Origin of the sequence: Micromonospora sp. NPDC005205, assembly GCF_040608275.1 — a bacterium.
Taxonomy (GTDB): domain Bacteria; phylum Actinomycetota; class Actinomycetes; order Mycobacteriales; family Micromonosporaceae; genus Micromonospora.
The window spans coordinates 39,946-61,059 of sequence record NZ_JBEXHV010000026.1 but is presented as its reverse complement, the minus strand read 5'-3'; the positions used below and the strand labels follow the sequence as shown (position 1 = coordinate 61,059).

18 protein-coding genes are annotated in these 21,114 nt (G+C 70.9%); 6 read left to right on the top strand and 12 right to left on the bottom strand.

Annotation, left to right across the window (positions count from 1 at the left end; translation table 11 throughout):
* The first annotated feature begins 284 nt into the window (after positions 1-284).
* Both ABZU43_RS30560 and ABZU43_RS30555 read left to right on the top strand, forming a co-directional pair.
* Entirely contained in the window at positions 285-1,652 is a 1,368-nt protein-coding gene (locus ABZU43_RS30560) for a protein kinase (RefSeq protein WP_355009862.1), read from the top strand.
* A 124-nt stretch (positions 1,653-1,776) separates the two neighbouring features.
* Complete coding sequence (locus ABZU43_RS30555; protein WP_355009861.1) at positions 1,777-3,039, top strand: nucleotide sugar dehydrogenase; 1,263 nt, start codon at positions 1,777-1,779, stop codon at positions 3,037-3,039.
* Positions 3,040-3,150: 111 nt separating this feature from the next.
* Here the strand turns inward: ABZU43_RS30555 and ABZU43_RS30550 are convergent, their stop codons facing one another.
* The 3 genes from ABZU43_RS30550 to ABZU43_RS30540 all read right to left on the bottom strand — a co-directional run bounded on the left by ABZU43_RS30550 (position 3,151) and on the right by ABZU43_RS30540 (position 7,717).
* The gene (locus ABZU43_RS30550) at positions 3,151-5,625 is read right to left on the bottom strand and encodes an ABC transporter permease (RefSeq protein WP_355009860.1); all 2,475 of its coding nucleotides are present in this window, start codon (positions 5,623-5,625) and stop codon (positions 3,151-3,153) included.
* Between the two features lie 147 nt (positions 5,626-5,772).
* Complete coding sequence (locus ABZU43_RS30545; RefSeq protein WP_355009859.1) at positions 5,773-6,438, bottom strand: response regulator transcription factor; 666 nt, start codon at positions 6,436-6,438, stop codon at positions 5,773-5,775.
* Between the two features lie 76 nt (positions 6,439-6,514).
* The gene (locus ABZU43_RS30540; RefSeq protein ID WP_355009858.1) at positions 6,515-7,717 is read right to left on the bottom strand and encodes a transposase; all 1,203 of its coding nucleotides are present in this window, start codon (positions 7,715-7,717) and stop codon (positions 6,515-6,517) included.
* A gap of 23 nt (positions 7,718-7,740) precedes the next feature.
* Between ABZU43_RS30540 and tnpA the strand changes: the two genes are divergently transcribed.
* Positions 7,741-8,175, top strand: coding sequence for an IS200/IS605 family transposase (tnpA, locus tag ABZU43_RS30535; protein ID WP_355009857.1), 435 nt, complete (start codon positions 7,741-7,743; stop codon positions 8,173-8,175).
* 46 nt (positions 8,176-8,221) lie between these two features.
* Here tnpA and ABZU43_RS30530 read toward each other — a convergent pair whose 3' ends face one another.
* Both ABZU43_RS30530 and ABZU43_RS30525 read right to left on the bottom strand, forming a co-directional pair.
* Positions 8,222-9,421: a sensor histidine kinase gene (locus ABZU43_RS30530; protein WP_355009856.1), complete on the bottom strand. Its 1,200-nt coding sequence runs from the start codon at positions 9,419-9,421 to the stop codon at positions 8,222-8,224.
* 27 nt (positions 9,422-9,448) lie between these two features.
* Positions 9,449-10,156, bottom strand: coding sequence for a DUF305 domain-containing protein (locus tag ABZU43_RS30525; RefSeq protein WP_355009855.1), 708 nt, complete (start codon positions 10,154-10,156; stop codon positions 9,449-9,451).
* A 138-nt stretch (positions 10,157-10,294) separates the two neighbouring features.
* Between ABZU43_RS30525 and ABZU43_RS30520 the strand changes: the two genes are divergently transcribed.
* Both ABZU43_RS30520 and ABZU43_RS30515 read left to right on the top strand, forming a co-directional pair.
* Positions 10,295-11,740, top strand: a complete 1,446-nt coding sequence (locus ABZU43_RS30520; RefSeq protein ID WP_355009854.1) for a hypothetical protein — start codon at positions 10,295-10,297, stop codon at positions 11,738-11,740.
* 146 nt (positions 11,741-11,886) lie between these two features.
* Positions 11,887-13,098 carry an SLC13 family permease gene (locus tag ABZU43_RS30515; RefSeq protein ID WP_355009853.1) on the top strand — a complete coding sequence of 404 codons (1,212 nt, stop codon included), beginning with the start codon at positions 11,887-11,889 and terminating at the stop codon, positions 13,096-13,098.
* A 134-nt stretch (positions 13,099-13,232) separates the two neighbouring features.
* Here the strand turns inward: ABZU43_RS30515 and ABZU43_RS30510 are convergent, their stop codons facing one another.
* Positions 13,233-13,928 carry a VOC family protein gene (locus ABZU43_RS30510; RefSeq protein ID WP_355009852.1) on the bottom strand — a complete coding sequence of 232 codons (696 nt, stop codon included), beginning with the start codon at positions 13,926-13,928 and terminating at the stop codon, positions 13,233-13,235.
* A gap of 132 nt (positions 13,929-14,060) precedes the next feature.
* The gene (locus tag ABZU43_RS30505; RefSeq protein WP_355009851.1) at positions 14,061-14,837 is read right to left on the bottom strand and encodes a GntR family transcriptional regulator; all 777 of its coding nucleotides are present in this window, start codon (positions 14,835-14,837) and stop codon (positions 14,061-14,063) included.
* Between the two features lie 500 nt (positions 14,838-15,337).
* On the opposite strand from ABZU43_RS30505, the gene ABZU43_RS30500 reads away from it, so the two are divergent.
* Complete coding sequence (locus tag ABZU43_RS30500) at positions 15,338-15,670, top strand: hypothetical protein (RefSeq protein WP_355009850.1); 333 nt, start codon at positions 15,338-15,340, stop codon at positions 15,668-15,670.
* Here ABZU43_RS30500 and ABZU43_RS30495 read toward each other — a convergent pair.
* The 5 genes from ABZU43_RS30495 to ABZU43_RS30475 form a co-directional block, all read right to left on the bottom strand.
* Positions 15,636-16,466: a MerR family transcriptional regulator gene (locus ABZU43_RS30495; RefSeq protein WP_355009849.1), complete on the bottom strand. Its 831-nt coding sequence runs from the start codon at positions 16,464-16,466 to the stop codon at positions 15,636-15,638. The two genes, ABZU43_RS30500 and ABZU43_RS30495, sit on opposite strands and share 35 nt — an antisense overlap.
* Positions 16,467-16,527: 61 nt before the next feature.
* Positions 16,528-18,117 (bottom strand): asparagine synthase-related protein, encoded by a 1,590-nt coding sequence (locus tag ABZU43_RS30490; RefSeq protein WP_355009848.1) that lies wholly within the window; start codon positions 18,115-18,117, stop codon positions 16,528-16,530.
* Positions 18,118-18,121: 4 nt separating this feature from the next.
* A complete protein-coding gene (locus ABZU43_RS30485) occupies positions 18,122-19,090 on the bottom strand; it encodes a DUF5715 family protein (protein WP_355009847.1) in 969 nt (322 codons plus the stop codon).
* 153 nt (positions 19,091-19,243) lie between these two features.
* A complete protein-coding gene (locus ABZU43_RS30480; RefSeq protein WP_355009846.1) occupies positions 19,244-20,041 on the bottom strand; it encodes an isocitrate lyase/phosphoenolpyruvate mutase family protein in 798 nt (265 codons plus the stop codon).
* Positions 20,038-21,063, bottom strand: a complete 1,026-nt coding sequence (locus ABZU43_RS30475; protein ID WP_355009845.1) for a cytochrome P450 — start codon at positions 21,061-21,063, stop codon at positions 20,038-20,040. The genes ABZU43_RS30480 and ABZU43_RS30475 overlap by 4 nt, the downstream gene beginning before the upstream one ends.
* Positions 21,064-21,114 lie beyond the last annotated feature (51 nt).

Genomic DNA, 21,114 nt, shown 5'->3' with positions numbered 1-21,114 from the left:
AGTCGGCGTGGTGTCACGGAAGAGTGACAATTTTCAACCCGCCTCGACGGCGCGTCGTCGTAACGGGCAGTACGCGACGGACGCCAACCACGCCTGGAGTCGGTTTCTTGCCACCATTGACGACCCGAGCGACGGAAATAGTCGCTTTTCGTGACAGCGCACATCCACACCGTCACGAAGGGCTGGCGTCCACACAGGTCAGGCCGGATCAGCCGGTCTGACCCAGCCGCCCGGCGGCCCTGCCACGGTGCGCCGCCCCGCGCCACTCTAGGTACGGTAATGCGGTGTTGTCATCGGAGGTCGTACTCAGCGGTCGCTACCGCTTGGACGAACGTGTCGCCACTGGCGGCATGGGCGACGTTTGGCGTGCCTCCGACCTGATCCTCGGCCGGCAGGTGGCGGTCAAGGTTCTCCTGCCGGCGCTGGTCTCCGATCCCGATTTCATCGCCCGGTTCCGGGCCGAGGCCCGGATCATGGCGGCGCTGCGGCACCCCGGCATCGTGCAGGTCTTCGACTGCGGTGCGGACGACCTCCCCGACGGCGGGCGGGCGGACTACCTCGTCATGGAGTTCGTCGCCGGAGAGCCGTTGTCCAAGCGGATCGAGGCGGCCGGGCGGCTCGACGTGGCCGAGACGATGTCGATCGTGGCCCAGGCGGCCGCAGCGCTCAACGCGGCGCACCGCGGCGGCATCGTGCACCGCGACGTCAAGCCCAGCAACCTGCTGGTGCAGGAGGACGGCACTGTCGTCCTGGTGGACTTCGGCGTGGCCCGCTCCACCGACATCACCAGCATCACCAGCACCAACGCGGTGCCGGGCACCGCCCTCTACATGGCTCCCGAGCAGGCCGCCGGAAGGCCGGTCAGCGGCGCCACCGACATCTACGCCCTGGGCGCGGTCACCTACTGCTGCCTGACCGGCAGTCCGCCGTTCACCGGCGACAACCCGCTCCAGGTCGCCGTGCGGCACTTGGACGACGAGCCGCCGGAGCTGCCGCACGACATTCCGGAGGCGGTCCGCGCCCTGGTGTCGCGGGCCCTGGCGAAGGATCCGCTGGAGCGGTTCACGAGCGGAGCGGCGATGGCCGAGGCCGCTCGGACGGCGGTCACCGGCGGCGAGCCGCCGACGGCGATGGCCGGGCCGGTCGCGCTGCGCGACGCTGGGCCGGGCACCCGGACGGACGTGCCGGCCGGGGCGGCGGTGGCGGACGGGCGCCAGCGACGGCGGGGTCCGCTCGTCGGCGCGGCGGCGGCCATGCTGGTCGCGCTGGTCGGGCTCGGCGCGGCGCTGGCCGCGACGCGTGACGTCGGCGACAACCCGGCGGTCAATCTGCCGGCCACCTCGCCGACGGTGGCGCCGAGCGGCCCCGTCGACCTGCCCGCGGCGAACGAGCAGATCACCAGCGTCGAGCCGGACCGGCCGGACCGGCCGCACGTCCCCGGCAACTCCCCGTCGGCGTCGGTCTCCGCCACGCCGACCCCGCAGCCGAGCCAGACCGTCAACTCGCCGACGCCGTCGGTGGGAGTCACCTCGGCACCGCCCCCCACCAGCGCGGCGCCCACGACGGCCGCGCCGCCGACGACCAGCGCGCCCGCTGATCCACCCGCCACCTCCAGCCCGCCGCTCGAACCGGAGGTGCCGGCGGGCGGTTGATCCGACCGCCGCGCCGACCCCCGCCAGTCCCATCAGCACCGATATCCCCAAAACGGACTTACGGCGCCGAAGACGCCTCTAGGCTCTCAGCAGGCTATTTACACCATCTGCCGCGGGAGCCTGGGTGAGCGCTGAGAAGCTGGTCGTGATCGGTCAGGGGTACGTCGGACTGCCGCTGGCAATGCGGGCCGTCGAGGCGGGCCTCGACGTTGTCGGTCTCGACGTCGACGCCGACCGGGTGAAGCGTCTCGCCTCCGGCGAGTCGTTCGTCGAGGACATTCCGGCCGACCGGCTGGGCCGCGCGTTGGGCAGCGGCCGCTACCACCCCAGCACCGAGTACACCGACGCCGACGGGTTCGACATCTGCGTCATCACGGTGCCGACACCGCTCCGCGACGGGACCCCGGACCTGAGCTTCGTCGAGCAGGCCGGCATCGGTATCGGCCGGTACGTACGCCCGGGCTGCACGGTGATCCTGGAGTCGACCACCTACCCGGGCACGACCGAGGAGTTGCTGCGCCCGCTGTTGGAGTCGGCGAGCGGCCTGACCAGCCCCGGTGACTTCCACCTCGGCTACAGCCCTGAGCGGATCGACCCGGGCAACCCGACCTGGCGCCTGGAGAACACCCCAAAGGTGGTCTCCGGTGTGGACCCGGCTGCGCTGGCCCGGGTGGACGCGTTCTACCAGCGCCTCGTGGAACGCACCGTAGCGGTGGACTCCACCCGCGTCGCCGAGCTGACCAAGTTGATCGAGAACACCTTCCGCCAGGTCAACATCGCGCTGATCAACGAGCTGACCATGCTCTCGCACCACCTCGACATCGACGTCTGGCAGGCGATCGACGCCGCCTCGACCAAGCCGTTCGGCTTCATGCCGTTCCGACCCGGCCCCGGCGTCGGCGGGCACTGCCTGCCGATCGACCCGTGCTACCTGTCCTGGCAGGTCAAGCGCCGTCTCGGGCGGCAGTTCCGGTTCATCGAGCTGGCCAACGACGTCAACCACGAGATGCCCGAACACGTCGCGCAGCGGATCATGGGAGGGCTGAACCGGGACGGCCGGGCCGTCAGCGGCGCCCGGCTGCTGCTGCTCGGTCTGGCGTACAAGAAGAACACCGGCGACATGCGCGACTCCCCCGCTGCGGACGTGGCCCGTCGCCTGCAGTCCCTCGGCGCCGAGGTGCACGCCGTCGAGCCGTACGCCGAGGCGCACCAGATCCCGGCCGGGATCACGGTGGTGGAGCTCAGCGAGCGTGAGGTGCGCGCGGCCGACGCGGTGGTGGTGGTCACCGACCATGACACCTTCGACTACGACCTCGTGGTCAGGCACGCCCGCTACGTCTTCGACACCCGCAACCGGTGCGTCGGCCCGATGGTCGAGCGCCTGTAGACCCGGCACCGCTGGCCGGTCCCGCCGCTGGGGAAGATGGCGGGACCGGCCGGCGGATGTCCGTCCGGTCGCCGACCAGTGACCCGGCCGGTCCGGACCCCGGCGACCGGGTCACTGGTCGGCGAGCGCCTCGACGACCGGGCGGGACAGCGCCCGGCGGGCCGGCAGCACCGAGGCGAGCAGGGCGGCGAGCACCGCGACACCGAGGATCAGCCCGAGCTGGCCGAGCGGCAGCACCACGTGGAAGTCACCGCCGAGGCGGTCCAGCAGGGCCATCGCGGACGCGCTGACTCCGGTGCCGAGTCCGACCCCGAGCACAGCGCCGACCAGCGCCATCAGCACCGCCTCGACGGCGAGCACCGCCCGCATCCGCCCTCGGGTGAGCCCGACCGCCCGCAGCACGGCGTTCTCCCTGGTCCGTTCGACCACCGACAGGCTCAGGGTGTTCGCCACGCCGACGAGGGCGATCACGACGGCCAGACCGAGCAGCGCGGTGACGAAGGCGAGCAGCATGTCCACAGTGCCGGTGAGCATCTTCTTGTAGGCGCCCTGGTCCATCAGGTTCACCGTGGGGTAGCGGCCCAGCACCGCGGTGATCGCGTCGCGGGCCCGCTCGGCGCTCACCCCCGCGGCGGGGTCGATCTCGGCCAGGTAGCCGCGTCGGGCGGGGAAGAGCGCGGCGAAGTCCTGGTCGGACAGGTCGATGACGTGACCCGCTGGCACCTCACCGTCCGGGGTGTCGTCGGTGACCACGGCGGCCACCCGGAACGGTTTCCCCCTGACGGTCACCGGGGAGCCCACCTCCCAGCCGCGGGCCCGCGCCAACTCGCGGTGCACCAGCACCTGCCCCGGCCCGACCCGCTCGGCGTCGCCGGCCAGCACCCCGCTCAGCGTCCGGCCCACCAGCGCCGGGTGGGCCGCGCGGATCTCGACGTCGTCGACGACAGTGCTGCGCTGCTCGTGCACCACACCCAGTTCGGGACGGGAGGCCAGCTCACCGACGAGCGCGGCCGGCAGGTCCTGACCGATTCCGCTGACCACGAAGTCCGTTCCGATCTGGGCGTCCACGCTGCGTTCGATGCCGTCCTTGGTGCTGCGCGCACCGACCATGAACGCCGAGACCAGTCCAATGCCGATCACCAGCGCGGTGGCGGTCGCGGCGACCCGCCGTGGATTGCGCACCGTGTTGCTGACCGCCAGTTCGCCGACGGCGCCGAGCACTCGTCGGACCGGCCAACCGAACACCCGGGCCAGCGCGGGGACGAGCACCGGCCCGAACAGCACGATCCCGAAGAAGGTGAGCACCCCACCGACGGCCACCAGGAGCAGCTGGCCGGCGCTGGCGGCGCCGGCCAGCGCGGCCACACCGACGGCGAGGACCACCGCGCCGATGCTCAGCCGCACCCGGCCGGCACCCCGGCTGGGCTGTATCGCGGCGTCGGTGAGCGCGGCCACCGGGGCGATCCGCGTCCCTCGCCAGGCCGGCAGGAGGGCGGCGCACACGGTGAGCCCGGTGCCCAGCAGCAGGCCGGTGAGCACTGTCGAACCGGTCACGGTCAGCCCACCGGTGACCGGCACGTCCAGGTGCGACAGCACCAGCCGCAGCCCGGCGGCGAGGGCCACCCCGAGCAGCACCCCGAGCGCGGAGGCCACCAACCCCAGCACCGCCGACTCCAGCAGTGTGGCCCGGAAGACCTGTCCCCGGGTGGCGCCGATCAGGCGCAGCAGCGCGGTCCGTCGGGTGCGCTGGGCCAGCACGATCGCGAAGGTGTTGGCGATCACGAAGCCGGCCACCACTATCGCGACCCCTACGAAGATCAACAGCAGCATGCGGAACTGGTCCACGCTGCGCACCGCGTCCTCCACTGCCTCGTCGAGGATCTGCTGGCGGCTCTTCACAGTGGCTTCGGCGCCGGACACGGCGCGTACCTTCTCGGTGAGCGCGGTGACGTCGGCGCCCGGTCGGGCCGCCACCATGATCCGGCCGTAGCCCCGCTCGCCGGTGAGGGTCAACGCGTCCGGCCCGACCAGGCCGACGAACGGACCGCCGATGTCGCGGGCGGTGCCGGCCACGTCGACGGTGCCCACCAGGGTGTAAGCGCGGGCCGCCCCACCGGTGGCGCCGATCCGGACCGCCGCGCCGAGCCCGAAGCCCTGCTCGGTCGCCGTCGGCGCGTCGAGCACCACCTCCCCGGCCCGGTCGGGCAACCGGCCGGCCGCCACGTCGTACGAGCGCAGAGCGTCCTCGGTGGGGATGGCGACGAGCATGGTGAAGCCGAGCACCGGCCGACCGTCGGCGCCGACGATCCCGGCGGTGTTGGTCAGCTCACCGGCGGCGGCGGCCACCCCGTCGACCGCCCGCACCCGGTCGACCAGCGCCGGGGGCAGCACCTCGCGGCCCGCCGAGTAGACCCCCAGGTCGGTGTGGCGGTCGAAGGTGCCGGCCCGCTCGTACGCCCCGGCCCGCATCCCGTCGACGAAGATCATCGTGCCGGCGACGAACGCGACGCCGAGCACGACGGCGAGCGCCGAGAGCAGCATGCGCAGCGCCTCGGCGCGCAGCGAACGCAGGGTCAGGCGGATCATGCGGGGCTCCCGGTGCAGGTGGCGGATCGGACCCCTCCGACGCTATGGCCGGCACCGGTCTGTCGATCTCCACCTGTGCGCTCGACCTGCGTGCGCCCCGGGTCGCGGTGCGAACGCCGGCCGCTACGACCCAGGTCGTACGCCGAGTCATCCGCCGGGCGTGACCAGCCCGCTTTCGTACGCCAGGACCACCGCCTGGACCCGGTCGCGCAGCTGGAGTTTGCCCAGGATCCGCCCGACGTGGGTCTTCACCGTGGCCTCGGCCACGTGCACCCGGGCGGCGATCTCCGCGTTGGACAGCCCTTGGGCGACCAGCAGCAGCACCTCCCGTTCCCGTTCGGTGAGCTGCGCGAGTCGAGGGTCGCCGCTCGGGGCGGCGCCGAGCTGCCCGGCGAACCGGTCCAGGAGGCGCCGGGTGATCGACGGAGCCACCACCGAGTCGCCCTGGGCCACCACCCGGATCGCGGCCAGCAGTTCCTCCGGCGGGACGTTCTTGAGCAGGAAGCCACTCGCCCCGGCCTGCAGGGCCGCGAACGCGTCCGCCTCGGTGTCGAAGGTGGTCAGCACCAGCACCCGGGGGCCACCCGCGGGCCGCTCGGCGCAGAGCCGACGGGTCGCCTCCACCCCGTCCATCGTGGGCATCCGGATGTCCATCACGACCACGTCGGCCTCGGTGCGGGCGAGCACCCGCAGGGCGTCCGCGCCGTCGATGGCCTCCCCTACGACCTCCAGGTCGGGCTGGGATTCCAGCACCATCCGGAACCCGGCGCGGACCAGCGCCTGGTCGTCCACGATCACTACCCGGACCGTCATGCCGCGATCACCTCCGTCCGTTGCCGGCTCTGACGTTGACGCCCTCTCCGCCCTGAAGGGCGGAGATTCCGGTCTGCTACGCCCCGGAAGGGACAAGCTCCCGGCGGGTTACCGCTTCCCTGCGCGGTGCCGGCACGGGTGCCGGTCTTACCTGCGCTCCACGGTCGTTGAGGTCCGCCCGTCCGGCGGCCCTGATGTTCCTGGCGGCGTTCACGTCCCGGTCATGCAGGCTGCCGCACGGGCAGCCCCACGTCCGGACGTCGAGCACCATCTTGTCGTTGACCCGGCCGCAGTCCGAACACATGCGCGTCGACGGAAAGAACCGATCTACCCGGGCGAAAGTACGCCCGTACCGGGCAGCCTTGTACTCCAGCATGGCCGTAAACTGCGACCACCCAGCGTCGTACACCGACTTCGCCAACCGAGTGCGGGCGAGACCACTCACGCACAGGTCCTCGACGAACACCGCTTGGTTGTCGCGAATGATCTGCGTCGAAAGCTTGTGCTGCCAGTCCCGCCGGGTGTCGGCCACCTTCGCATGCGCGCGGGCAACCTTCACCACGGCCTTCCTACGGTTGTTGCTGCCCCGCTGCTTGCGGGACAAACCCTGCTGCAACCGGCGCAGCTTGCGGGCCGCACGGCGCAGGAACCTCGGCGCGGTCACCTTCGACCCGTCCGACATCACGGCGAAGTGCGTCAACCCCAAATCGATGCCGACCTCCGACTCCAGCTCAGGCAACGGCTGGTCGGCGGTCTGCACCACGAACGAGGCGAAGTGCCGACCGGCGGCGTCCCGGACCACCGTCACCGACGTCGGCGCAGCCGGCAACTCCCGCGACCAACGGATTTCCAGATCGCCGATCTTCGGCAGCCGCAGTCGACCGTTGTCGAGGACCTTGAACCGGGCGTTGGCGGTGAACCGGACCGCCTGCCGGCTGTCCTTACGCGACCGGAACCGGGGAGCGGCGACCTTGCGACCCTTACGCTTGCCCGACAACGAGGCGAAGAAGGCGCGGTACGCGGTGTTCAGATCCGCCAGGGCCTGCTGCAACACCACCGACGACACCTCACCCAACCACACACGCTCCGGGGTGAGTTTCGCCGCCGTGACCTGCCGGGACAGTTCCGCGTCCGTCAGATACGGCAGACCAGCCTCCCGCGCCTGCTGACGCGCGCGCAGCCCATCGTTGAACACCACCCGCGCACACCCGAACGCCTTCGCCAGCGCCTCACGCTGGGCAGCATCCGGGTAGAGCCGGTAGTTGTACCGAAGCTGCACGGGGCCGAGCCTACCATTGGTCTATGGCCGATCTCGGAGACATCCGCACCGGTAGACACTGCACTTTCGCGTTACATGCCCACTTGGTCTTCGTCACCAAATACCGGCACCAAGTCTTCTCCGACCAACACCTCAAACGAATGCACGACATCATGCGGACGGTATGCGCCGACTTCGACACCGAGCTGATCGAGTTCAACGGCGAAGACAACCACGTCCACCTACTGGTGAACTTCCCACCCAAGATCGCCCTGGCGAAACTGGTCAACTCCCTCAAAGGCGTGTCCAGCCGGCGGCTACGCCAAGAGTTCCCCGACCTCGTCCGCCACTACTACCGCACCAACCGCCTGTGGTCAGCGTCATACTTCGCCGGGTCCGTTGGCGGGGCACCCCTGAGCGTCCTGCGGCAGTACATCGAACAACAGAACCGCGCGGTCCAGGGCACGCCAGGGCCTTGACGGCCCTCCCACGCGGGCTTTCACCACCGCCCTGAAGGGCGGTGCACTACCCGCATGTCGGTAGCGGCAGCCGAACTTCGACCTGCCAGCCCCCGGTCAGCCGGGGACCGGCGGTGAGGCTGCCGTCGTACACCGTCACCCGCTCCCGCATGCCGAGCAGGCCGTGACCGCCGGACGGCGCCGGGCTGACCAGCGGGCGGCCGCGACCGTCGTCGACCACCCGGACCAGGACGGCCTCGGCGGTGTACGACAGCACGACCTCGACGCCGGCGCCGACGCCGGCGTGCTTGAGGGCGTTGGTCAGCGCCTCCTGCACCACCCGGTAGACGGTCAGCTCCAGGCCTGGCGGCAGGGCCGGTGGCGCACCGGTGACGGTGCTGCGGACGTGCAGACCGGCGTCGTCGAACCGGGCCAGCAGGTCGGGCAGCTCGGCCAGCGCGAGGCGTCGGTGCTCGGGGTCGGCCGCCACCGCGAGCCCGTCGGTCCCGTCCGCGCCGGTCGGGCCGGCGTCGCGGAGAACGCCGACCAGGCGGCGCATCTCCTCGAGGGCCTGCCGGCCGGTGTCCGCGACCACCTTCACGGCGGTGCGCGCCTGGGCGGGGTCACGGTCGAGCATGAACCGGGCCCCGTCCGCCTGGACGATCATCACAGCCATGCTGTGGGCGACCACGTCGTGCAGCTCACGGGCGATCCGGGTGCGTTCCTCGGCGACCGCCGCCCGGGACTCGGCCTCCCGCTCGCGTTCCAGGGTGGTGGCCCGCTCCTCCAGGCTGAGCACGTAGAGCCGGCGGGTCCGCACGTTCAGCGCGACCAACCACACCGCGCCGGTGACCAGCGCGTACCACAGCGCGGTCACCCACCACTGGATGACGTTGGGGGTCTGCGCGGCGGCCAGCAGCACCCCGACGGCCGCGACAGCACCGGCCAACACGCCGTCGCGCAGCCGCCGGCCGTACTTCACCACGCTGTAGAGCGCGATCAGGACGGCCACGTCGTAGACGAGTGGACCCCAGCGGGCGATGACCTGGATCAGCGCGAGCGCCGCGACCGCCACCGTGACCGCGCTCGGGTGGGTGCGGCGGAACAGCAACGCCACCGCCATCCCCAGGCCGACCGCCGTGGCCGCCCAACCGCCCGGCTGGTTCACCGCCGCGGCCAGGGAGACGAGGACCACCAGCGCGGCGACGGCCACGTCGAAGGCGACGCCGCGCAGCGGGCGACCGAACAGGGTGCGTGTCACGGTCACCCAGCGTACGTGCCGGGGCGCTCGGGCTCAGCCGCCGAGGACCTCGCGCATGCGGTCGATCTCGACGGTCTGCTCGGTGGCGACGGAGTTGGCGAACTCGTTGAGCGTCAGGTCGGAGCCGACAGTGAGCAGGTTGGTGGCCATCTCGATGGCGCCCTGGTGGTGCTCGGTCATCATCCGGACGAAGAGCGTGTCGAAGTCGGCGCCACGGGCCGCGGCGAGCTGCCGCATCGACTCTGGCGACTGCATGCCGCGCATGGTGCCGTGGTCGTGCCCCTGCATCTCCGCCGGGAGGCCACGGGTCTGCAGCCAGCCGCGCATCATGCCCATCTCCGGCCCCTGGCTGGCCCGGATGCGCTCGGCGATCGCCCGGACGTCGGGGTCGGCGGCCCGGTCGGGGGCGAGCTCCGCCATCGCCAGGGCCTGCGCGTGGTGCGGGATCATCATCCGGACGAACCAGACGTCCAGCGAGTTGTGCGGGGCGGGACCGGCGTCGCGGACCTCGTGCGCCGGGCGGGTGGCCGCCGTCTCGCCCGGACGGCCGGGCGCGATGACGGTCAGGTCGGTGGGGACGGGGCTGGCCGGCGGCGACGCGGCGGACGTGGCGGGGGCGGAGACCGGCTGCGGTGCGCTCGTACCGGTGTCGCCGTCGAGGCGGATCACCATGAACACCACCAGCGGCAACACGAGAGCCAATGTGACGACGGCCAGGATGCGTGCGCGCCGGTTGGTCATGGGCCACTCCCTGCAGTCGAGGTCACCGCGATGCTATCCATTGAAGAACCCGCTTTCATGTGATCCAGCTCACATCGACGATCTTCGTCGGACGGTAACGTGTCAACCATCGTCTCCCCCTTGCGAAGGGCCCCGCCGATGATCAGATTCCACAAGCCACGGTTACGACAACTGCGTGTCGTGGCGCTCGCCACGACCGGCCTCCTCGTCGCCAGCGCCCTCGTCGCCCCGGCGAGCAGCGCCCAGACGGTGCCGCAGACGGCCCCGGCTCCCGCCCTCACCAACACGATCCCCGGCGTCGACGAGATCGTCAGCAGCCCCAACCTGCGCCAGATCGCCAACCTGCCCAAGGTCGCCCCACTGGACGCGACGAACAGCGACATCGCCTTCCAGGGCAAGTACGCGTTCGCCGGCAACTACAACGGCTTCGTCATCTACGACATCTCGCGGCCCAGCGCCCCGACCGTCAAGGCCCGGGTGCTCTGCCCGGGGTCGCAGAACGACATCTCCGTCCACGGTGACCTGCTCTTCCTCTCCACCGACTCGTCGCGCAGCGACGACTCCTGCAACAGCACCACGCAGGGAGCGGACGTGAAGGGCTCGTGGGAGGGCATCAAGGTCTTCGACATTAAGGACAAGGCCAACCCGCGCTACATCAAGTCCGTCGAGACCGCCTGTGGCTCCCACACCCACACCCTGGTGCCGGGCAAGGACCGCAAGGCCGTCTACCTGTACGTCTCGTCGTACAGCCCGCGGGCCGAATTCCCGGACTGCCAGCCGCCGCACGACTCCATCTCCATCGTCAAGGTGCCGCTGAAGAAGCCGACCGACGCGGCAGTGGTCGCGACGCCGAACCTCTTCCCGGACGGTGGCTTCCCCGGCAGCCCGACCGGCTCGGCGACCACCGGTTGCCACGACATCACCGCCTACCCGTCGAAGGACCTGGCCGCCGGCGCCTGCATGGGTGACGGCATCCTGCTCGACATCAAGAACCGCGAGGCCCCCCGGGTCATCAACAGGGTCCGGGACGAGACCAACTTCGCGTTCTGGCACTCGGCCACCTTCAACAACTCCGGCACCAAGGTGATCTTCACCGACGAGCTGGGTGGCGGCGGGGCGGCGACCTGCAACGAGGCCGTCGGCCCGAACCGCGGCGCGGACGCCATCTACGACATCGCCGGCCGCGGCAACGCCCGGACGATGACCTTCCGCAGCTACTACAAGATCCCCCGGGCGAACGCCGACACCGAGAACTGCGTGGCGCACAACGGCTCGCTGATCCCGGTGCTCGGCAAGGACATCATGGTCCAGGCGTGGTACCAGGGTGGCATCTCGGTGTTCGACTTCACCGACTCGGCCAACCCGAAGGAGATCGCCTTCTGGGAGCGCGGCCCGCTGTCGGCCGACACCTTCGTCGGCGGTGGCACCTGGTCCGCGTACTACTACAACGGCCACATCTACTCGAACGACATGGTGAAGGGCCTGGACGTCCTGGAGCTGAACGACTGGCGTACCTGGTCGGCCAAGCTGACCCGTTACCAGGAGCTCAACGTGCAGACCCAGCCCAGCTACCTGGGCTGGTAGGCACCGCGCACCACACCGGGCCCGGTCCCCGATCGTCGGGGGCCGGGCCCGGCCCGTGTCCGGCGGCAGGTCGGCACGGTGGGGCTGGTCACCAGGGCGTGGGGTTGCCGGGCACCTGGTCAGACCCTGTGTCAACGTGAACAGTTGTGACAGTCGCAGCCCCGCCCGAACCGACCACGCGCTGGCGGCCCCACCCGCTGGACCTGGTGGCGGCCGTCCTCGCCGTGGTCGGGGCGGCCTGCGCGCTGAGCGGGCTACTCCCCCGGGCGGAGACCACCGCCACCCTGCACCGGATCCTGCCGCTGCTGCTGTTCCTCGGCACCGTGATCGTGCTCGCCGAGCTGACCGCGGTGGCCGGTGTCTTCGACGTGCTGGCCAGCCGACTGGCCATCGCCTCCCGGGGCAGGTGGGCCGCGCTGTTCCTGCTCTGCGGCGGTCTCGCCACGCTGACCACCCTCGTACTCAACCTCGACACCACAGCCGTGCTGCTCACCCCGGTGCTGCTGGCGCTGGCCCGGAACCTGCGGGTCCCCGCCGCGCCGCTCGCCGTCACCACGGTCTGGCTGGCGAACACCGCGAGCCTGCTGCTGCCGGTGTCGAACCTGACCAACCTGCTCGCCGCCGACCGGGTCGGGCTGGCACCGCTGACGTACGCGGCTCGGATGGCGTTGCCACAGCTCGCCGCCGTGGTGGTCACCATGGCGCTGCTCTGGTTCGGGTGGTGGCGGCGGGAGCGGCCCGCCGGTGGGCGCTTCGTCCCGCCGACCCGGCACGTGCCGGCCGACCCGGTGCTGCACCGTACGGCGCTCGCCGGTTGCCTGATCTTCGTCGCCGGCATCCTCGCCGGCGTGGAGATCGAGATCGCCTCCACCGTCGGGCTCGCGCTGGTGCTGGTCGGGTTCCTGGTCCGCTCCCCCGCCACGCTGCGCCCGGGGCTGGTCCCGGTGCGCCTGCTGTTCTTCGTCACCGGCCTGTTCCTGGTGGTGCAGACCCTCGGCCGGCACGGGCTGGACGACCTGGTCGGCACCCTGGTGGGCACCGACGGTGGTGCCCTGGGCGCGCTGCGCGCCGGTGGCACCGGAGCGCTGCTCGCCAACGCGGTGAACAACCTGCCCGCCTACCTGGCCGGCGAGTCGGTGCTGCCGGCCGGTGACCACACCCGCCTGCTGGCCCTGCTGATCGGCACCAACGTCGGCCCGCTGGCCGCCCCCTGGGCGTCACTGGCCACCCTGCTGTGGTTCGAGCGCTGCCGGGCGGCCCGGGTCGCGGTGCCGGTGACCCGCTTCGTGCTGACCAGCACCCTGCTCGCGGTCACCGCGACGCTCGCCGCGGTCGGCGCGCTGCTGCTGGTGAGCTGAGCATCCGGGAGCGGGAGCGGCGTCAGTCGGGAGGGCTGGCGGTGATCGGACCTGACGGTGATCGGCCGATCGCCCTGGAGCGCGTTTCGCGATCCGTTGCCAGGTCCCGCCTTTGACTGGCCGGTCAGCCCGGTCTACGAATCGTCTCGGCCCTGCCAGGTCGTCACACAAGCCTCATTACCCTCGATATCGGTGAGAACCCAGAAGGCGGGAGCATAGGACGCGGATACAAGTCGGCCACCGGCCGTCAGCGCGGCTTCGATCCGCCTTGGTGCCTCGTCGTGCGGGACACAGATGTCGAAGTGGATGCGATTCCGGTCAGTGCGTAGCTGATCCATCTGCTGAAACCAGATCGCCGGCCCCTGCCCGACCGGGTCGACGATCGGATCCTTGGGACCGTCGGCTCCCGCCTCGTCCGTGTAGCCCAGCACGGCCTTCCAGAACGGCCGGACCGCTGCGATGTCGAGCGCGTCGATAGCGATCTCCACGAGCTGGACCGACCGCGGCGCTCCCGTACCGATCTCAGGCTCTGTCCGTAGCCCGATGTTCCGCGTGGCGGCGGAAATCCAATGCGCAAGGTCGACATCGCAAGCGGTAAGCGCCGCCTGATCCGACGACTGCAGGGTCAAGACGACCCGGTCTGGCCGGATATCAGCGCGTAGGTGCCCATCGGCGTCACTACCGCACGCCGTCACCACGCGCGCCGCCACCTCGGTTGCCTGGACCAGTGAGCCGACGGGAACCGACGTGCGCAACGCGCCCAGCAGATACCGCCATCCCTGGTCGCTGACCGCGTCCGAGGCCGCCCGCCGACCCAGCGTCTGGTCCATGTAGGCATCCTCACATGCGCCCGTAATGAGTTCCGCACGCTGGCAAGGTTCCAAAACGCGGTCGAGCTGCGTTTGCTCTTTCTGGTTGTGCTGTCTGGCTAAGGACCGATCGATCGACTGAGCAGCGCTAGCTCAAGTGAGATCAATCCAGTAGTCCAGGTTTACCAGGTCGGCACGTCTCACGATCTCTGCGACCTCAACCACCTGCTCACCGACGTACGTCTGGCGAGTAATCACGACTACGTGAACACCCCCAGGGACGCGCAGAGCTTCAGCCTCGTCCGGCGTCGGCATCCTCCATCTCGGGCGCTCACGGATGCCAGTGATGGTGTGCCCGAGGCTGTAAAGCTGAGATGTGTTGCCACCTGGCCATGGTTCGTTCTCAGGGTCGGCTACAGGGGTGCCGGCGACCATATCGAGCAGCAGGCATGAGACGGACATCTGCTGAGGTGCGCCGTGGGTACGGAAGAGGAAATGACGTTCCAGAAGCAACGTTCCTGGCTCCACTCCGAACAACTCAGCCACCGCCTCGGTGGCTGCCACCTCACGGAATTCTTTGTCCAGGCGGTAGGCAGACCAGCCGACTTGTTGATCAGCGGTGAAGGACGTGCCAAGCTCACCGCTGCGAACCTGCTCAAGCTCCTTGCGATACCTCTCGGAGGCAAGTCTCCGCACCGGTACGACGGGTCTGGCGTAGGTGCCGCGTCCAACCTCGGTCATGACCAAGCCCTCTGAGCGGAGCAGCGCCAGGGCTTCACGAACGGTCCCGCGTGCGACTGAGAACTCAGCCATCAAGGTCGATTCGCTGGGCAGCAGAGAGCCAGGCGGAATGACGCCAGCCTCTATCCGATGGCGTAGCTCGTCAGCAACCTGTCGGTAGCGCCGTGGCTGTGGGTGCGGGGTAGGCACGTTCGTCACCGTACTCCCGATCTTCCCAACTGCTTGCTCACCATGACACGAACGTTACCTGTCTGGACAGGTTGCATAGACAGGCTTACCGTTGCAGCGTGGCCGGCACACAGAGTGATCTAGGGGTAGGCGCTCCGTGCCGGCCACCCAAGGGCTCTCGGGAGGCAACCGTGCGGTGGAAATGGTTCCAGAGATCTGACGAACCGCTCGACGTTGTCGAGCGCTCCGCTTACCAGCCCGTCGATTGCGCCCCTCCTGCTTCGTCACAGAAGCCAGACGACCACACCGGCAAGCGGAAAGCCGTGAAGCCCTCTAACCAGCGGAGCGAGCGTCCCGATGCTTGAGGAGATCCGACCCGAACCACCATTCCCCGTGATCATGGCTGGGTTCATAGTCGACCTCCACATCCGTGGGAGATGCCCCGGTTGCCGCCCCGACGGCTGTCCAAGGCTCAGGGCAGCAGGTCTGACGCTGAAGCTCTGGCGGGCAAGGAAGCCGCGGTGAGGGCCGGTGACGTCCTCCGGCTAGATCGGGCCTGCAGCGTTCAATTCATCCACCCGATCACTGTGCGGGTAATCAGAAAGCTCGACTGGATCACCTACGACGGCTGGTGCTGGATCGACTGCTACCAGCTCGGCAGCAACGGTGAAGCTCTTGCACGACGGTCCCTGTTCCTGATGCCAGAGTACGTTCAGTACGTACCTCAGCCACCACCGAGGCCACCTGCCACCGGGCGGAAGCCAGTAGCTAAGCGCAGAGGCGCTCCGGCAGCGCCCCTCGGATCGACAGAGACAGCACCTAGTCGCGATACACGACGAGCTGGAGTTCGGTGACCCCCTTCTCCGGGGCGTCCGGGCAGTAGTCGAGGTACACCTCACGGGCGAAGCCGTCGGTGCAGTAGCCGTTGTCCTCGATCCACCGGGCGAGGACCTGCATGCTCTGCTCCACGTCGTCCATCGGACCGTGGTGGATGATCGTCGCGGCTGTGCGTACCGCGGGCAGGTCCACCACCGCGATGTCGGACGCAGCCTCCGCCCCGACCCCCACGGTCACCCCGGCATGCACCACCACCGCTTCGCCGTCGTCGCCAGGCGCCGGCTCGTACCAGGCGATGCTCGGCCCCGTCGGGGTGATCCCGGCGGCGGTCAGCCGACGGAACAACTCCGGGTAGAGCGGCTGGATCACCGGGCTGATGTCCTCACCCTGGTAACTGGGCGCGACGGCGGTCAGCTCCGCCACGCGGACCGGCGCGATCTCCTTGAGGACGACGTCCTGGGTGGTCATCCGACCCTCCGACTCGATCATTCGAAGCCTCGCCTCGACGGCCGTGAGCCGGGCCGTGTCGGCGGCCAACTGTTCCGCCAGCTGGCTCCGGCGCAGCCGCAGCATGCCGCGCAGCTCGGCCACGTCGACGGCGTCGTCGACGATGGAGCGCACCTGTTCGAGGGTGAGGCCCAGCTCCTTGAGGGCGATCACCCGGTTGAGCCGGCGCAGCTGGTCGGCGCGGTAGAAGCGGTAGCCGGTGTGCGGGTCGACGCTGGCGGGGGGCAGCAGGCCGATGCTGTCGTAGTGGCGCAGCATCCGCACCGACACCCGGCCGAGTCTGGCGAAGTCTCCGATGGTGAACATGGCCCCCTCACACTCGTCCCTGACACCGTGTCAGAGTCAAGCGTGGCGTGCGGGGCAGCGGTCAGTGGCGGGCGGGGCGCGGGCCGACCAGCCGACGGACCATCGGAGCGGCGTTCCACTTGGCCGCGCCGACCAGGTCGCGGGCGTGCTCCAGGACCGTGTAGTCGGGTCGGGTCAGCCCGTCGGCGATGGCCAGGTCCAGGTCGTTGCCACAGCGGCTCAGCACAGTGTCGAAGTCCCGACGGACCGGCTCCTGCAGGTCGTAGCCGAAGGAGCGGTGCAGCCGGGCGAAGAGCGGCTTGTACAGCCGGACCCGCTCGTGCAACCCCGACGAGTACGACATGGGGTTCTTCGGACGGCGGAGGATGTAGTCCGGCAGCACGTCGGCGAACGCCCGCCGGACGATCCACTTCTCCTGCCCGTGGCGCAGCTTCAGATCCACCGGCAACCGCATCGCCAGCTCCACCACGCTGAGGTCGAGGAACGGCACCCGGGCCTCCACGCCGTACGCCATCGCGGCCCGGTCGACGCGCTGCAACTCGGTGCGGCACAGGTTGCGGATCCGGTGCAGGAACAGTCGGCGGGCCGCCGCCGGGGCGACCTGGTGATACATCGCGTACCCGCCGAACAGCTCGTCGGAGCCGTCGCCGGTCAGCACCACCTTGATGCCCAGATCGCGGAGCCGCCGGAAGATCGGCACCGAGACGACCGCGTTGATGATGTCGCCGTACTCGGTCAGCTCGGAGATCCGGACGGCCTCGCGGACGTCGGCGAGCCGGATGTCGCGCGGGCGCAGCTCGACCACCACATGTGGCACGTCGAGGTCGGCGGCGAGCCGCCGGGCGTACGCCACGTCGGGGCTGTCCGCGACGCCTACTGTCACCGCGACGCAGTCCGGGTGAATGTCGCGGACCTGCCGCAGGGTCAACGAGCTGTCCAGGCCACCGGAGAGCACCACCCCGACGGTCAGGTCGGTCTCCACCCGCATCCGGATCGAGCCGCTGAGCGCGGCGCGGACGAGCAGCGCGGCCTCGTCCGGGTCGTCGATGACCGGCAGGCCGTCGGCGATGGTGAGCAGGTCGACGTACGGACTCAGTCGCACGTGCCCGTCCGCCTCCGCCCAGCCGTGGTGCCCGGGCGGCACCTCGGCGATCGGGGCACCGTGCCCGACGAGCGCCTTGACCTCGGAGGCGAGGTGCAGGCAGCCGGGTCGACGGGACCAGTACAGCGGCTTGACCCCGAGCGGGTCGCGGGCCAGGTACGCGCGGCCGGTGGCCCGTTCGACGACCGCGAAGGCGTACTCGCCGCGCAGTCGGGTCGCCGCCGCCTCGCCCCACTGCTGGAACGCGGCGAGCAGCACCTCGGTGTCGCTCTCGGTGCGGAAGGTCTGCCCCAGGCGGGTCAGCTGCGCCCGCAACTCCCGGTGGTTGAAGATTTCGCCGTTGAAGCAGAGCAGCCACCGCTCGTCGGTCGACGTCCACGGCTGCACCGCCCGGTCCCGGTCGACGATCCGCAGCCGCCGGGTGCCGGCGAGCAGTCCGTTCTCGGACCGGGTCTCGGTGACCTCACCACGCGGGGCCAGGGCGGCGAGCATCCGCCGGAAGGTCGCCGGGTCGGCCTCGGGGCCGATGCTCAACGCGATGCCGCACACCGGCTCAGACCCCCATCTCAGCCTCGTAGGACCGGCGTAGGCGACGCCGGGCGGTGGGCGCGAGACACAGGTGCCAGGCCTGCCCCTCGTCGATCACGTTCAGCTCACCGGCCTCCTGCCTGCTCAGCAGCAGTTCCGCCAGGGCCTCGCGCGCGCCGAAACGCTCGAACCAGGCCAACTCGACGTCGGCCGAGTAGCCGAGGCAGTGCCCGCTGGGCAGCATCGCCGCGTAGCCCAGACGGCGCAGCCGGTACTGGTGTTCGGCGCTGCGGACCAGGCTGGTCACCCAGAGCGGAGGGGTGGCCGGCGGCGCGACGGCGGAGAACTCCCGTCCGATGTCGTTGAGCAGCGCCACCACCTCGCGCCGGGCGCGGCGGAACAGCAGCCCCGCGGTGCGCGGGGTGGCGTCGGGTCGCAGCCGGCGACGCAGCCCGCGCGCGGCCCGGCCCAGCATCGTCGCGGGCTGCTCCTGGTAGCGGAAGCGCAGCAGGTCGCGGCGGCGCAGCCATTCCAGGTCGACCAGTTCGGGGCTGCCGTTGACCTGCTCGTCGGTGACGAAGGTCGGTGCGTCCTGCCACCACAGCACGTCGATGCGGGAGAGCAGGTAGATCCGGACCAGCGCGCTGAGGTCGGTCGCGGACGTGCGCTCGTTCGGTTGGTAGCGGGCCATCTCCAGCAGCAACGTCTCGCGCGCGCCGATCAGCCCCTGCGGGGTGGCGTCGAGGACGGCGGCGAGCGCCGGTTCCCGCAGCCGCTCGTCGATGAGCACCTGCCGGGCCCGGGTGCTCGCCGCGTCGGCCAGCGCGCCGACCTCGACCAGCAGTTCGGCGACGGCGGCCCGGTAAGCGGGCAGGTCGGGGGCGGGGGCGGAAACGCGGCGGGGGGTCGCACCGGAGGGTCGGCGGTGGGCCGGAGCGGTGGGCGACGGAGGCGAACCGGGCTGCTGTCCCGGGCTACGGCTGGGCACTCGCATGACGGGTCCCTCTCTCCGGTCACGGCACTGGGTAGGTTCGCCCTGAAACACACCGTAATCATCGGGACCGGAACGGACCGAACATTCCTCCTATCTCCCCTCGAAGGGTGCGCCCAGCCCACCACGCACCGTCGAGTGCCCAGGCCGCCGCTGTCAGTCGCCGCCCGCGGGCACCAGGGCCTGCACTTCGGCGTACGACGGCAGTCCCCCCGCAGCGGTCGACCCGCCGTCACGGACGGCGTCGGCGGCGGCGAGCGCGGCGCCCAGCGCGGCCCGGAACAGCAGCGAGCCGGTGCTGACCCGGGCCACCCCGGCCCCGCCCAACTCAGCCAGCCCTGGGCCGCCCGGCTGGTACAGCGCGTTCACCGGAGCGTCGATCCGCTCGGTGAGGACGCGCAGGGTGGCCAGGTCGACGGTCCCGGGCACGAAGATCCCGTCGGCACCGGCCATCCGGTAGGCACGTGCACGGGCGAGGGTGTGCGGCAGTGGTTCGTCCACCCCGAGCCACCAGGTGTCGGTGCGGGCGTTGACGAACAGCTCCGGCACCGCTGCCTTCACCGCCACAATCTTGGCAGCGGCGACCTCGGTGTCGGCGAGGGTGCCATCGGCGCGCCCGTCCTCCAGGTTGATCCCGACCACACCGAGCCCGGCCAACTCCCTGACATACTCGGCGACCTCGGCCGGGTCGTCGCTGAATCCGGCCTCCACGTCCACGCTGAGCAGCACCGGCAACCGAGCCAGCCGGCGGGCCAGGGCGAGGGTCTCCGCTGCGGTGGCAGCGACGCCGTCGGGAAGGCCGGCTGTCGCGGCGACCCCGAGGCTGGTGGTGCCGATGGCCGGATGTCCACGCGCGGCGAGCGCCGCCGCCGAGGCGTGGTCCCACGCGTTGGGCAACAGCAGGGGGCGGCCGGCGCGGTGCAGGGCGTGGAACGCGGCCCGACGTTCGATCATCTGCCGCTCACCTCCAGGGTTGTCGGCACCCGCAGTGTCGGGTGCGGCTCGTAACTCATCGGGGTGGGGCCGCGCCGGCAGCGTTCCCGCAGCACGTCGAGCACACCGGTGGCCAGCGCCAGGGCGTGCCGGTCGCCGGGGCAACCCCGCTCCCCCGTCCCGAAGGTCAACTGCCCGGCATCGGGCCGACCGGGCCGGAACGTCGCGGGTTCGGTGAACGCTTGCGGGTCACGGTTGGCCGCGTCGAAGCGCAGCAGCACCGGGCTTCCGGCCGGCAGTTCCCGCCCGCCCAGCCGTACCTCGTCGACGGTGACCCGTCGGGTGGCTCGGACCGGTGGGTCGAGGCGCAGCACCTCGGCCAGCAGGTCGGCGGTCCGTGCCGTGGTCGGCACACCCGGGGGCAGCAGATGATGGGCGGCGGCGCCGATCAGGCCGGCGGTGGCATCGCACGCCTGGACCAGCAGACCGATCAGGTTCGCCCGTACCTCCGGCGGACCCTGCGGCGCGAGCGCCAGCAGCGCCGTCACCGCCCGGTCGGCCCGCGCGGTCAGGGCCGGGTCCACCCCCGGGTGGTACGCCGCCGCGACGACCGCGACCGCCGTCCCGGCGGCTGCCGGATCAGCGAAACCGAGGCGACCAGCCAACGTCCGCAGCGGCACCGGCCGGGCCAGTTCCCGCATCACGTCGACGCGGTCGCCGGCGCGGTCGAGAACGGCCACGGTCAGCCGCACCGCATCCAGTCGCAGGTCGTCCGGGCCCAGCGGGGCCAGCGCGCGCACTGCGACCGCCCGACGGTCGGCGTGCCGTGGCGGTGGACTGAAGCGGCTGACCGTGGCGCGCAGCCAGGCGAGGGTGCCGGGCGGACCGGTGTCGACGGGCGGCACCTGGAACGCCGGGTCGGTCAGCGCGGCCCGCACGTCGGCGTGCCGGGTCACCCACCACCCGCGTTCCGGGTCGAACGAGGGCGGCCCACACGCCGGTGTTCCCGGGGCGGGCGCAATGTGCGGCCAGTTGTCAGTCACCGCCCGACCGTAGGGCGCGAACCGTTCGCCCCACACCGAACGATCCCGCCA

What these genes read in the sequence shown, in the direction of transcription:
- ABZU43_RS30510 (WP_355009852.1), bottom strand. Translation starts at nt 13,928, where the DNA reads ATGGACCAGACGCTGGGTCGGCGGGCGGCCTCGGACGCGGTCAGCGAC.
- ABZU43_RS30525 (WP_355009855.1), bottom strand. Translation starts at nt 10,156, where the DNA reads ATGACCAACCGGCGCGCACGCATCCTGGCCGTCGTCACATTGGCTCTC.
- ABZU43_RS30550 (WP_355009860.1), bottom strand. Translation starts at nt 5,625, where the DNA reads ATGATCCGCCTGACCCTGCGTTCGCTGCGCGCCGAGGCGCTGCGCATG.
- ABZU43_RS30480 (WP_355009846.1), bottom strand. Translation starts at nt 20,041, where the DNA reads ATGATCGAACGTCGGGCCGCGTTCCACGCCCTGCACCGCGCCGGCCGC.
- ABZU43_RS30485 (WP_355009847.1), bottom strand. Translation starts at nt 19,090, where the DNA reads ATGCGAGTGCCCAGCCGTAGCCCGGGACAGCAGCCCGGTTCGCCTCCG.
- ABZU43_RS30545 (WP_355009859.1), bottom strand. Translation starts at nt 6,438, where the DNA reads ATGACGGTCCGGGTAGTGATCGTGGACGACCAGGCGCTGGTCCGCGCC.
- ABZU43_RS30495 (WP_355009849.1), bottom strand. Translation starts at nt 16,466, where the DNA reads ATGTTCACCATCGGAGACTTCGCCAGACTCGGCCGGGTGTCGGTGCGG.
- ABZU43_RS30520 (WP_355009854.1), top strand. Translation starts at nt 10,295, where the DNA reads ATGATCAGATTCCACAAGCCACGGTTACGACAACTGCGTGTCGTGGCG.
- tnpA (WP_355009857.1), top strand. Translation starts at nt 7,741, where the DNA reads ATGGCCGATCTCGGAGACATCCGCACCGGTAGACACTGCACTTTCGCG.